Below are 12,480 nucleotides of genomic sequence, written 5' to 3'. Positions count from 1 at the left end.
AAGAGCCCCCGTCCGTGAAGTGGCATCAACGCGAGGCGTTGAGATAGATCCGCGGCACCCGCTTGCTGATGCCGCAGAATATTTCGTAGGGGATGGTTCCGGCCCAGGCGGCCAGCTCCTCCGCCCGGACACAGGCGCCGTCCCGGTCGCAGCCAAGCAGCGTCACCTCGTCCCCGACCCCGACGCCCGGGATATCCGTCACATCGGCCATGATCCAGTCCATGCAGACCGTCCCCGTCACCCGGGCCCGCCCCCCCCGGACCAGCACCTCCCCCCGGTTGGTGAGGGCGCGGTCGTAGCCGTCAGCATACCCCACGGGAATGCTGGCGATGAGCCGCCGGTCGGGGGCGGTGTAACGGCGGGCGTAGCTGATGCTCGTTCCCGGCGCCACCTCCTTCAGCATCGCCACCGTGCTCCTCAGACGCATGACCGGCCGCAGCGCCATCCGCCCCTCGAACTCCTGCGACGGGAGCGCCCCGTACAGGACAATCCCCGGCCGGACCATGTTGCAGAACGGCAGCTTCATCCCGAAGGCGGCGGCACTGTTGGCGATGTGGACGTAACGGGGCGACAGCCCCAGGGAACGGGCCTCGGCCACCGCCTCGGCAAAGAGCGCCGCCTGCCGGTCGGTATAGCGTCGCCCCTCGTCGTCCAGTTCGTCCGCCGAGGCGAAGTGGGAGATGATCCCCTCCAACTCGATGTGCCGCAGCTCCCGCAACTTGCGGAAAAAGTCGGGAGCCTCCGCGGCGGCGACCCCGAGCCGCCCCATGCCGGTGTCGATCTTGACGTGGACCTTGGCCTTGCGGTAGAGCCGGGCGGCCGCTTCATCCAGGACCCGCGCCTGTTCGAGACCGAAAAGGGCCGTTGAGAGATTGTAGCCGACGCACTTGCGTTCCTGTCCCGGGTAGACCCCGCCGAGGATCAGCACCGGCCGGTCGATGCCGCTCTTGCGCAACTGAATCCCCTCGGCCAGGAAGGCGACGCCGAAGGCGGTCACCCCGAGGGCTTCGAGCTCGCGGGAGATATCCATGAAGCCGTGGCCGTAGGCATCGGCCTTGACCACCGCCAGCACGCCGCAGTCGGCGGGAATAGTCCGCCTCACGAGGTCGAAGTTGTGGCGAAGCGCAGCCAGGTCTATTTCTGCAACGGTAGGTCTACTGTCCATCGGGGCATCCGGGGCTATCCGCCGGCAGGCGGCGGTGGATTGCAATTCAGCTCTGAATAACAACTATCACTTCTCCCCCATGCTGTAAAGATGAAAACCCGCACGGCTCAAGGGGTTAAAACACATTGACTTGGCGTACGAATTCGTTTAGCCTGTTTACACAAAATGTCTGCTGGGGGAGTTCGCGCAGAACTGAGACGGGCGGCGCCCGAACCCTTTGAACCTGATCCGGTTCGCACCGGCGTAGGGAAGCGGCCAGAAACCTCGCACCCCTCTTCTCTTTTCTGGAACCGTGACCGTCGTCACGGTTTTTTTGTTTCGGGAGAATCTTCATGAATACCAACGGCCATCCCCTCCGGCTTGTCGTCAGCCGCGAAAAGCAGGACTCGGTCATCCGGGGGCTCTACCTCGTCACCGACGGGGGGGAGCGCCTCGCGGAGCGGGTGGAAGCGGCCATCGACGGCGGCGCACGGGCAGTCCAGTACCGGGACAAGGCGGGGGCCGGCGGCCGTCGCCTCGCCCTCGGCCGGGAGCTGAGGGAGCTCTGCGCAAAGCGGGGCGTGCCGTTCATCATCAATGACGACCTGGAGCTGGCCAAGGCCCTCAAGGCCGACGGCCTCCACCTGGGGCAGGAGGATGGCGATCCCCGGGAGGCCCGGCGCATCCTCGGGCCCGGCAGGATCATCGGCGTCTCCACCCACACTCTCCGCGAGGCCCTGGAGGCCCAGGCGGCGGGGGCCGACTACATCGGCTTCGGCGCCATGTACCCGACCGCCAGCAAGGATATCGAGCACCTGCCGGGACCGCAGACCCTCGCCGCCATCCGCGAGCAGATCACCATCCCGGTCGTCGCCATCGGCGGCATCTCCCGGGACAACGGCGGCACGGTCATCGACGCCGGCGCCGATGCCCTGGCGGTCATCTCGGCGGTCCTCTCCGCCCCCGACCCCGCCCTGGCGGCCGCGGAACTCTCTCTGCTCTTCAACCGCCGCGCCGCCCCGCCGCAGGGTTCCGTCCTCACCGTGGCGGGGAGCGACTCTGGTGGTGGTGCCGGCATCCAGGCCGACCTGAAAACCATCACCCTCCTCGGGAGTTACGGTTCATCGGTTCTCACCGCCCTCACCGCCCAGAACACGCGCGGGGTGAGCGGCATCCACGGACTCCCTCCCGAGTTCGTGGCGGAGCAGCTCGATGCCGTTCTCTCGGACATCCCCGTCGACACGGTGAAAACCGGCATGCTCTTCTCGGCCGGGATCATCGCGGCCGTCGCCGACATGCTTGCCGAGTACCGTCGGCGGATCGTGGTGGTCGATCCGGTAATGATCGCCAAGGGGGGCGCTCCGCTCATCGACCGGCATGCGGTGGAGATCCTGAAGGAACGGCTCCTGCCGCGCACCTACCTCCTCACCCCCAACATCCCGGAAGCGGAACGGCTGACCGGCATGACCATCGCCGACGAGGAGGGGATGCAGGAGGCGGCCCGGCGCCTCCACCGGCTCGGGACCCGGAACGTCCTGGTCAAGGGGGGACACCTCCTCTCCGGGGATTCGGTCGACATCCTCTTCGACGGCTCCGCCTTCCACCGTTACGCCGCCCCGCGGATCCTCAGCAAGAACACCCACGGCACCGGCTGCACCTACGCCTCGGCCATCGCCACCTTCCTGGCCCGGGGGGAGCCGCTGCGCGAGGCGATCAGCCGCGCCAAGCAGTTCATCACCGCCGCCATCAGGCACGGCCAGCCCCTCGGAAAGGGGCACGGACCGGTAAACCATTATCTCGCGGCGCAGGAGTTCAGGGACCGGTAACCATCAACCGCCAATTCAACCCAAGGAGCATACACCGCATGGCCACAACGCAACTGGAATACGCCCGCAGGGGGATCATCACCGACAAGATGAAGGAGGCCGCCCTGGCCGAAGGGGTCGCCCCCGAATTCATCCGTGACGGCATCGCCGACGGCACCATCATCATCTGCCATAACATCAGGCACGGCAACGGCCGCCCCCTGGCCGTGGGGAAGGGGCTGCGGACCAAGGTGAATGCCAACATCGGCACCTCGGCCGACGACACCGACATCACCAAGGAGCTGGAAAAGGCCCGGGTGGCGGTGCGCCACGGGGCCGACGCCATCATGGACCTCTCCACCGGCGGTCCGGTGGACGAGATCCGCCGCGCCATCATCGCCGAGACCAACGCCTGCATCGGCTCGGTCCCCCTCTACCAGGCGGCCCTCGACGCCGTGCGGACCAAGAAGAAGGCCATCGTCGACATGACCGTGGACGACATCTTCGAGGGGATCGTCAAGCACGCCGAGGACGGGGTCGACTTCATCACCGTCCACTGCGGCGTGACCCGCGCCACCGTGGAGCGGATGAAGAACGAGGGGCGCCTCATGGACGTGGTCTCCCGCGGTGGCGCCTTCACCGTGGAATGGATGGCGCACAACCGCCGGGAGAACCCCCTCTTCGAGCACTTCGACCGGCTTCTGGAAATCACGAAGGCGTACGACATGGTCCTGTCGCTGGGGGACGGCTTCCGCCCCGGCTGCCTCGCCGACGCCACCGACCGGGCCCAGATCCACGAGCTGATCATCCTGGGAGAGCTGACCCAGCGGGCGAGAGAAGCCGGGGTCCAGGTGATGATCGAGGGGCCGGGACACGTGCCGCTCAACCAGATCGAGGCGAACATCCTCCTCCAGAAGCGGCTCTGCCACGGCGCCCCTTTCTACGTCCTGGGTCCGCTGGTGACCGACATCGCCCCCGGCTACGACCACATCACCTGCGCCATCGGCGGGGCCATCGCTGCGGCGGCCGGCGCCGACTTCCTCTGCTACGTCACCCCCAGCGAGCACCTGCGACTCCCGACCGTGGAGGATGTCCGCGAAGGGGTCATCGCCTCCCGCATCGCCGCCCACGCCGCCGACATCGCCAAAGGGGTGAAGGGGGCCATCGACAAGGACATCCGGATGGCCAGGTGCCGCAAGAAGCTCGACTGGGAGGGGCAGTTCAGCCTCGCCCTCGACCCGGAGAAGGCTCGGCGGCTGCGCTCCGAGTCCGGGGTGGCCGACCACGGCGCCTGCACCATGTGCGGCGAGTTCTGCGCCTACAAGGTGATGGACGACGCCATGGAGAAGCAGGCGGCGCAGGGGTAACCCCCCGAACCATCCGGCAGAGCAGAACGTGCGGCCGCCCCTCCCCCGGGCGGCCGCAGTCGTTTCCCGCGGCGGGATTCCCTGCTGCCTCCCGATGCCCGCGCACCCGCGGGCATTTCCGCTTCTTCCGACAAAAAGAAATCCCGCCGAAGCGGGATCAAGAGCACCTGAAAGAAAGCCGTTTGCGGCGGACCGCAATCAGAAGGTCAGGACGTCGGCAATGGCCTGGACCTGGGCCGGCGTCAGGGTGGAGAGGAACCCCATCCCGCCGACGTTGCCGTTGATTGCGGCCTGGATCTGGGCGGCGGTCCGGTTCTTCTTGTTGGAGGTCGCCAGCGGGTTATGGCAGCCGGCGCAGTTGGTGCCGTAGAGGGCCACGCCGTCGGTCGCCGAGGTGGTCGCCGAGACCTGGTTCGAGGCGGCGCTCTCGCCGACGGCATTCACCGCCGTCACGATATAGAAGTAGGGGGTGTTGGCGCTAAGGAGCGTCTGGCGGTAAGGCGAGGTGGCGCCGGTGATCTTGGTCCCCGTGGCGGTGGTGACGCCGCTCGTCGTCGACCAGTAGAGGTTGTAGGAGGTGGCGTCGGCGACGGCGGCCCACGATACGGTCACCTGATTGACGCCCCCCATGGCCCCCACCCCGATCGGTGCGGCGGGGATGGTTGCCGCGCTGGTGGTGGTAGCCGAGACCTGGGACGACGGCGGGCTCTCGCCCACGGAATTGACCGCCGTGACAATGTAGTAGTAGGTGGTATTGGCCGTCAGCCCCGTCTGGACATAGGGCGAGGTGGCGCCGGTGATCTTGGTCCCCGTGGCGGTGGTGACGCCGGAGGTCGTCGACCAGTAGATGTTGTAGGAGGTTGCCCCGCTGACAGCGTTCCAGGAGATGGTCACCTGGTTGAACCCGCCGACGGCGCTCACCACGCTCGGGGCGGCCGGAGCCGTCGTTGGAGGTGACGTAGTTTCCTCGATCGATATCTTGGTCGCCTTCAGGACATTGTTGCTGAAGGTCCCCTCCACTTCCACCTTGACGCCGTTGGCGACCCCGGCAAGCGAGAGGGTGCCGGCGTCGACGAGGGTTCCTCCGACCATGAACGTTGTGCCGGTGAGGCCGCTGACCAACCCTTCGACCTCCGCGTGCTCCCCTTCCTCCGCCTGCACTCCTTCGGTGTACAGCTTCACCTCCGTGGCCTTGAGCGGTGCACCGGTAAGCGCCGGGAGCGTCCCTTCCACCCGCACGAAGGTACCGGTGGTCACTCCCGCCGGCATGGTCACGCCGGAGGCGTCCACCTGCAAACCGTTGATGGTAAAGGTGGTACCGGAGATAGTGCTTATGGCCCCCTTCAGCTCGACGACGGAGCTTGGGGTCCAGTCGGGAAGATGCCGCTCAATGCGGGTCGCCATGATCGTACCGCTCGCATCGGGCATGCCACTCACCTGCACCATCTGACCCGGTTTGACGCCGACCGTTCCGGCCCCGGAGAAGTCGTCGAATACGGTCCTGGCGGGGTCGAACTTGATCTTCTGCCCTAGAACCGTCATGGAGCTGGAGACATTGCTGAACGTCGAAATCGGCCCCTCCAGGTTGTCGGCGAAGTCGACACTGGTTGCCGTTCCGTTGGAGGCATCATCGAGGGTTCCCTTGACCGTGACGACCATCCCGACCTTGAGTCCCCCCGAGACATCGGCGGGATCCTCCATGCTGATAGTTGCCTTATCTACGTTGAACTTGATCCCGTTGACATAAACGCTTCCCAGTTGGGTAATCGCCCCTCTGCTGACCACCGGCGTGCCGGCGGCCGGAGCAGTTCCCCCGCCACCGCCACCGCAGCCGGCCAGTGACAGGACGAAGATTGTTGCAAACAAAACGAAGAACCATTGCTTGACTCGCATACGCAAACCTCCTTGTCGTCTCCGAAAGTCCTTTTCTTCGACAGCGGCCAGTTCTCCGAAAAGCGATCCCACCCCCTTTCCGCCTGCCGGTTCCATTCATGCGGCAGATAAAAATGAAAAAAGCCGGGAGCCGCCATATCCATGGATATCTCGACAACCCGGCTGTCTCGGTGAGACCCTCTGGGTTTTCTGTCCCAACCTCGCGGAAGGTTTAGCTTTATCGACTATCCCTATAGCAGGTTATCTGCAGGCATTATTTCAAGTATTCCAGAATTTCGGGCCGGGTCAAGCACCGGACAACAAACGCCGCTGTTCCGGGGGTTGACTATGGGATCAAATTGGGTTAAGTTTTTTGTTCTTCACGCCACCTTAGCTCAGTCGGTAGAGCAATTGATTCGTAATCAATAGGTCGCCGGTTCGATTCCGGCAGGTGGCTCCAGAAAGATCAAGCACTTACAAGTAATCTTGTAGGTGCTTTTTTCGTTTCTAGGTGTAGTGTATCCCCAGATTATGCCTTGACGACGGGGCAACCGAGAGGGTATCTTTGCTCCCCGTGGCTGGAGAGGAATCGAAAAAACTGAACAATTACCGCGCACTCATCGAACGGGTCGATGCGATGTGCCGGCGGATCGGGGAGCGTTTCCCCGACCGGATCGCATGCCGCAAGGGGTGCTCGGACTGCTGTCGTCATCTCTCCCTTTTCCCGGTCGAGGGGGCTGCCCTCGCGGAGGCCGTGGAGACGCTGCCGGCCGCCGAGGCAGACCGGATCCGGTGTCGGGCCCGCGAGAGCGCCCCCGACGGCCCCTGTCCCCTTCTCGAAGACGGAGCCTGCCTTCTCTATGGGGCGCGCCCCCTCATCTGTCGAACCCATGGGATGCCACTCATCATGATGGCCGACGGCGAACGGCGCGTCGACTTCTGCCCGCAGAATTTCCAGGGGATCCCCTCGCTCCCCGGTGATGCGGTGATCGACCTCGATCGGCTCAACGAAATCCTGGCAGCCGTCAACAGCCTCTTCCTCGGCCGGGTTGCCGACGGCGAACAGGCACCTCGACGGATCACCATCGCCAACGCCCTCCTCGGCGGCAAGAGCTAAGACGATGCAATGACTCAACCCATGATAATTCTGGCAGTTTAGACCAAACTGCATACAACTAACGCATACCAATCCACTGCAAAATCTGCCCCTCCGGGCATAGGAACTGAAAGGAGACCTTCCCGTGTTGACCACCCAGCCGAACCGTAGAGCCGCCGGGCTCGCCGCCCTATCTCTCCTGGGGTTCATGACGCTCGCCGTCGCGGCCCCCGTTCGGGCATCGTCCGCCGGACCGGACAAGGGATATCTGCCGGTGGAAGCAACGGCCCCCTCCCCGGCGGACGCGCACCTGGCGGAACTGTTCACTCCCCCCTTCGGCTATCGGGAGATAAAGGTGACAACGGGGAGCAACGCCCGCAAGCTCGTCACCATAACGTCGGACCGGATACTCAACGGACGGGCGGTGCGAAAGTTCAACGAAAATCTCCGGTCGAAGGGGATCAGCGTTTTCGGCGCCGCGTACTACGGCGACTTTTCGTGGGGACGGACCGTGGTGGATGCCGCCATTACCGCAACGAGGAAAGTGGCCGGCGAAGCGGATACCATCGAGGTTTCGGAGGGAATCGCCCGGGACCCGCAAAGCGGTGAGCCGCTCATGCCGCTCACCGTCTCGGTGGACGAGATCTCGATTCCGCTGCGGGACGATTTTGGAACGTCGTGGCGGAAAGTGCATCTCATCCCCGACCGGGAGCCTGCCGTCACCGACCCGAAGACCGGCCGTTATCCCGGCTCCCGGGTTCGCGCCGTGCGGGAGAACGATCCCGACCGGAAGGACGTTTTCTACTCGGTGAAGGGGAACCTGGCCGACGTTGAACGGTACTTCGAAGAGCGGCTCAAGGATCTCCACCGCACCGTCATCGTGACGGGTAACGAGACGGATGAGCCGGCACCCACGGAAATCTTCGGCATCAAGACCCCCGCCCAGATGATCGTGCTCTCGGGGTACACCTTCCATGCCGCAACCAGGAAACTCTCCAGCACCGAGGTAACCCTCAAGCGCGCCAGCGACGCGAACCTCGCCCCCTACGTGGAGGTGGAGGTAACGGAGAACTAGCCCCCTCTCCCCCACGCCGCCGGGTCCTGCCGGAAGAACTCCCGGAGCATGCCGTAGAGCTCCGGATGGTGCTCCCGCAGGCCGGCCGGCATCTCGAAGAAGGCCTCCACCGCCACGGCAAAGAACTCGGCCGGACTCTCGGCCCCGTAGGGGTCGAGAAACGTCCGCCTCCCCGCCTCGTCATCCGCCCGCAGCCGTTCAAATTCCCGCTCCCAGATCTCCCGCCACGGCGATGCCGGGGGAGCTGCCGGCAGAAAGCCGTCGTCCCCCGTGATCCGGGCCTCGTGATCGAGCTGGTGGGCAAATTCGTGAAAAACCACGTTGAAGCCGTCGTCGGGGGTCTCTGCGTCCAGAAGCACGTCGCGCCACGACAGGACCACCGTCCCCTGCTCCCACGACTCCCCGACCCGAAGCTCCTCCCCTTCGGTGACGACCCCCGTCTCGTCCCAGCGGCGGCGCTCGCCGACATACTCGTCGGGATAGATGACTATCGAAGAGAGAAAGGGATAGTAATCGGTCTGGCGATGAAGAAGGAGAATGGATGCGAGGGCCGCCACGGTCACCCGGATCTCGTCGGTTACCGCGATGCCGCCGCACCCCTCGAAGTGCTTTTCCGCAAGGAGTATCCGCGTGTGGCGCAGAAGCTCCTCCCGGTCCCGCTGTGGGAGGAGATGGTAGAAGGGGACGTTACGTTCGACAATGGCACGCCAGGGGGGAGGGAACTCCTGCCGGGAGAGGCGGGTGCGCCGCAGGCGCTTCAGGAAGAACACCGCCCTACCTCAAGGCTCGCTTCCGCTGCGGTTCGTCCCCGCTTCACTCTTCTTCTCCGCCGCAGCGTCGCCCTTTGCGGCCTGCGGCAACCGGTCAACCCGGTACCCCGCCCCGGCGGCCCGGGCCAGGAGGTCCGCCATTAAAGTCGACAGCACCTCCTCCCGCCGGACGGCCTCGGCCCCGGGGCGCTCCAGAAGGTCTGCCGGCACCAGCCAGGCGAGAAGCTCTTCCAGGCGTTCCTTGACGAACCACTCGAAACCGCCGCTCCTGTGGACCCCCAGGAACCGCGCCGCATCGCGGTCCGCTACGAGCTGGCGCAGCTGCACCGCTTCCCCGTCGGGACCACGCAGCCGGTGGCGCAGGAGCACCGTCACAAGGGCCGACGCCCCGGCCGGAGACCAGGGGATATCTATTTTGAGCGCCGCATCGGAGATCACGTCGAACAGGGCACGCAGAAGCCCGAAGGTGCCGAGCCGCTCCGTCATCTCTTCCTGCTCCTTGCCCGCGGCGACTCCCTCCGCCGCTCCCCGCAGCACCGCCGCAATGAAGAGCAGCAGCCGGCCGGCCGGGGTATCGACGACCCCGCGCCAGGGAGGCGGCGGTTCGATCCCCGTTACCGGTCTGGCGACGAGGGCAGACGCCCGCTCAAGCCGGATATTGATGGCATCGGCCATGGCCTGTGCCTCCGCCGGAGAACCGGCGGTTTCGGCAAGCAGTTCCGCGAAGCGCTTCACCTCCCCGCCCAGGTCCTTGAGCCGGCCGGTCTCCGGGGCGGCCGGGACGGTGGTCGGAGGAAGGGGCGCGACGAGAACCGGAAGATCGGCGCAGAGCGCCCGGAACGCCTCCACCAGGGGGGCGAAGCGGACGAGCTTCACTTCCTCGTCGATGCTCGGCACCCCCTTCCCTCCGAGGCCGAAGCAGAGGGCTCCCCAGGTGCCGTAGTCATCGTCGCGGATCTCCCGGAAATCGAGGAAGACGTGGTACTCGTACGCATCCAGCTCCACGTACATCCCTTTCTCGCAGAGCTCCCGGCCGTGGCGGATATATTCGAGCCCCGTGGCGTAGTCGCGGAAGACGTAGTAATACCTGCCGTCGGCGTTGAATCCGAGGGCCTCGCCGAGGGTGGTCTGGACAAGCACCGTTTCGCCGGAGTCGATGGTGGCGGCCCGGGCGGTGGAGCTCCGGATCCAGCCGGCGGTTTCGGCGTAGCAGTTGTGATAGAGGACCACCCCCCGCTCCTCGCCGAAACGGTTGGAATAGGCGAAGACATTCTCGTTCACCACCCCGTCCACGAAGAAGTCGTAGAGAACGAAGCTCTCGGAGCCCGAAAAGAGACGGCGGCGCCGCACGAGGGGGAAGATCCGGCGCTCGTGCTCCGCCACCAGGTGCTCGTCCACCGGTTCGTCCCAGTAGGCCCGCCGGTACTCCATCCCGTACTTCTCGTGGAATCCCTCGATCTGCCCGTGGCCGAACATCGGGAGCCCCGGCATGGTCACCAGGAGCACGCAGGCGCCGAAGTACTTCTTCTCCTTGCCGAACTGCTCCATGGCGGTCCGCTCGTCGGGGTTGTTCATGAAGTTGACGAAGCGCTTGAGGATCTCGGGGTTGAACTCCAGGACGTTCTTGATGGTCTGGCGGTACTTGGCGTTCTCCTCCAGCTTGAGCATGTTCATGAAGGCGCTGTTGTAGACCCGGTGCATCCCCAGGGTCCGGACGAAGTATCCCTCCATGAGCCAGAACGCCTCCGCCAGCAGGAGCGTATCCGGCGCCTCCGCCGCCACCCGGTCCACCACCTGGCGCCAGAACTCCTCGGGCATGGCGGCGTCGAAGGCCCCCCGGGTCATGCCGTGCTCGGCCCGGGAGGGGACGCCGCTCCCCATTCCCGGCTGGGGGAACCAGAGGCGCTGGTAGTGCTTCTTGGCCAGGGTCATGGCGGCGTCGAAGCGGATGATCGGGAAATTGTGCGCCACATGGAGGATGGTCCGAACCACCGCCTCCCGCACCTCGGGGTTGAGGTAGTCGAGCTGGGCGGTGTCGTTCCACGGGGTGCTCGTCCCGTCGTTGCCGTGGTAGATGTAGCGGGTCCGGCCGTCACGGTGGTCGTAATGCTTGAAGACCACGGCGGCATCGCTCTTGTTCCAGTAACCGTCCTCGATGTGCAGGCTTATCTCGGGGGAGGAGGAGAGATCGGGGCCGTTGAAGGTGTAGGTGGGATACGGCGGATAGTCGAGCTGGACGAACCAGCCGGGGTGCTCGATGGTCCACTTCGAATAGATGCCGGTATGGTTCGGCACCATGTCGCTCGCCAGCCGGATGCCGCGCCGCAGCGCCCGGTCCCGGAGATTGCCGAGGGCCTCCCAGCCGCCGAGGTCGACGGCGATGGCGTAGTCGAAGAGGGAGTAGGCGGAGGAGATCGCCTCGGGGTTGCCGCAGAGCCGCTTGATCCGCTGGGAGGCGGAGGAACGCTCCCAGATGCCGATGAGCCACAGGCCGGTGAAGCCCCGGCGGGCAAGGAGATCGAGCTCCTCGTCGGGGATCTGGTCGAGGCGGGTGACCTCCCGTCCGTATTGTTTGGCCAGTTGGCCGAGCCAGACGTAGACCATCTTGGCCATGAGGACCACGTTCGGCATCCAGTCGACATCGGGGGAGAAGCGCTCCGGCTCCGGATAGTGGTCGTCGGGAGCGGGAAAACCGCCCCGCGGGGCGAACTCCAGGACCTGGGGCGGTCCGGCCCCTTCCCACCGCGGCCGCGTTTCCTCGGCCACGATGTCGAAGGCGGTCGTCACCTCGGCCAGGATCTCCGGGGGAAGGAACGGCGCCCAGCGACTGCGGATATACGCCAGCTGGCCGGCGAGGGAATCGGGCGACGCCTTGAGGGGGGCACGGAGGAGCTCGGGAAGGGTAAGCCCGAATACCTGGTCGGCGGGAGCGTTCCCGATCTGCAGTTCCAGGTTCGCCATCACCCGCCGGTAGGGGGAGCGGCGCTCCAGCTCCCGGTCGTCGAACAGGAGGCGAAAGGGATCGAGCGCCCGGTTGTCCGCCGCCACCCGCAGCAGGAGCAGCTCTTTCACCACCCGCTGGCGCCGCCGGCGGTCAGCGGTGTCTCCCGCCAGGAATTCCGCCGGAGTCGCCGCGCCATCGAGGACCGCTCCGGGAGGGAAGAATTCCACGAACCGGGCAATGGTGTCGCCAAGCTCTCCGGCTTCGTAGGCGTAACCGCTGGCAGAGATGGAATCCGTCAGGAGGGCCGGGTGGCGGGCGTCTGCATAGAGGTCCACCATGTGGCGGAGCGCCCTGAGCATGATGATGTAGAGATTAAGCTGTCCCGCCGGCACCGGCCGGTCCGCCAG

The 12,480-nt window shown here is 65.6% G+C and carries 8 protein-coding genes, 1 tRNA gene and 2 riboswitches; of the genes, 5 read left to right on the top strand and 4 right to left on the bottom strand.

The window, feature by feature from the left end; genetic code table 11:
- Positions 1–25 precede the first annotated feature (25 nt).
- A complete protein-coding gene (gene alr, locus M6689_RS03350; RefSeq protein WP_298267812.1) occupies positions 26–1,165 on the bottom strand; it encodes an alanine racemase in 1,140 nt (379 codons plus the stop codon).
- A gap of 164 nt (positions 1,166–1,329) precedes the next feature.
- A riboswitch (TPP riboswitch) is annotated at positions 1,330–1,432 on the top strand.
- A gap of 65 nt (positions 1,433–1,497) precedes the next feature.
- Between alr and thiD the strand changes: the two genes are divergently transcribed.
- Together thiD and thiC are read left to right on the top strand one after the other, a co-directional pair.
- Entirely contained in the window at positions 1,498–2,970 is a 1,473-nt protein-coding gene (thiD, locus tag M6689_RS03345) for a bifunctional hydroxymethylpyrimidine kinase/phosphomethylpyrimidine kinase (RefSeq protein WP_298267809.1), read from the top strand.
- A 38-nt stretch (positions 2,971–3,008) separates the two neighbouring features.
- Positions 3,009–4,316 (top strand): phosphomethylpyrimidine synthase ThiC, encoded by a 1,308-nt coding sequence (gene thiC / locus M6689_RS03340; protein WP_298267806.1) that lies wholly within the window; start codon positions 3,009–3,011, stop codon positions 4,314–4,316.
- A gap of 198 nt (positions 4,317–4,514) precedes the next feature.
- On the opposite strand, the gene M6689_RS03335 is transcribed toward thiC, so the two are convergent.
- The gene (locus M6689_RS03335) at positions 4,515–6,209 is read right to left on the bottom strand and encodes a DUF5666 domain-containing protein (protein WP_298267804.1); all 1,695 of its coding nucleotides are present in this window, start codon (positions 6,207–6,209) and stop codon (positions 4,515–4,517) included.
- Positions 6,210–6,358: 149 nt separating this feature from the next.
- A riboswitch (cyclic di-GMP riboswitch) is annotated at positions 6,359–6,435 on the bottom strand.
- 137 nt (positions 6,436–6,572) lie between these two features.
- On the opposite strand from M6689_RS03335, the gene M6689_RS03330 reads away from it, so the two are divergent.
- The 3 genes from M6689_RS03330 (at position 6,573) to M6689_RS03320 (ending at position 8,359) form a co-directional block, all read left to right on the top strand.
- Positions 6,573–6,648, top strand: a tRNA-Thr gene (locus tag M6689_RS03330).
- A gap of 114 nt (positions 6,649–6,762) precedes the next feature.
- A complete protein-coding gene (locus M6689_RS03325; RefSeq protein WP_298267802.1) occupies positions 6,763–7,305 on the top strand; it encodes a YkgJ family cysteine cluster protein in 543 nt (180 codons plus the stop codon).
- A 124-nt stretch (positions 7,306–7,429) separates the two neighbouring features.
- Positions 7,430–8,359: a hypothetical protein gene (locus M6689_RS03320; RefSeq protein ID WP_298267801.1), complete on the top strand. Its 930-nt coding sequence runs from the start codon at positions 7,430–7,432 to the stop codon at positions 8,357–8,359.
- Here the strand turns inward: M6689_RS03320 and M6689_RS03315 are convergent.
- Together M6689_RS03315 and M6689_RS03310 are read right to left on the bottom strand one after the other, a co-directional pair.
- Entirely contained in the window at positions 8,356–9,129 is a 774-nt protein-coding gene (locus M6689_RS03315) for a zinc-dependent peptidase (RefSeq protein ID WP_298267798.1), read from the bottom strand. The genes M6689_RS03320 and M6689_RS03315 overlap by 4 nt on opposite strands.
- 9 nt (positions 9,130–9,138) lie before the next feature.
- A partial coding sequence (locus tag M6689_RS03310) for an alpha-amylase family glycosyl hydrolase (RefSeq protein WP_298267796.1) occupies positions 9,139–12,480 on the bottom strand: 3,342 nt, incomplete at its 5' end.

The sequence above is a fragment of the Geobacter sp. genome, from assembly GCF_027327745.1.
GTDB lineage: Bacteria > Desulfobacterota > Desulfuromonadia > Geobacterales > Geobacteraceae > Geobacter.
This window is presented reverse-complemented; position numbering and strand designations above follow the sequence as displayed.

Excerpts from the sequence above, each read along its gene's own strand:
- thiC (WP_298267806.1), top strand. The coding sequence starts at position 3,009 with ATGGCCACAACGCAACTGGAATACGCCCGCAGGGGGATCATCACCGAC.
- alr (WP_298267812.1), bottom strand. The coding sequence starts at position 1,165 with ATGGACAGTAGACCTACCGTTGCAGAAATAGACCTGGCTGCGCTTCGC.
- thiD (WP_298267809.1), top strand. The coding sequence starts at position 1,498 with ATGAATACCAACGGCCATCCCCTCCGGCTTGTCGTCAGCCGCGAAAAG.
- M6689_RS03335 (WP_298267804.1), bottom strand. The coding sequence starts at position 6,209 with ATGCGAGTCAAGCAATGGTTCTTCGTTTTGTTTGCAACAATCTTCGTC.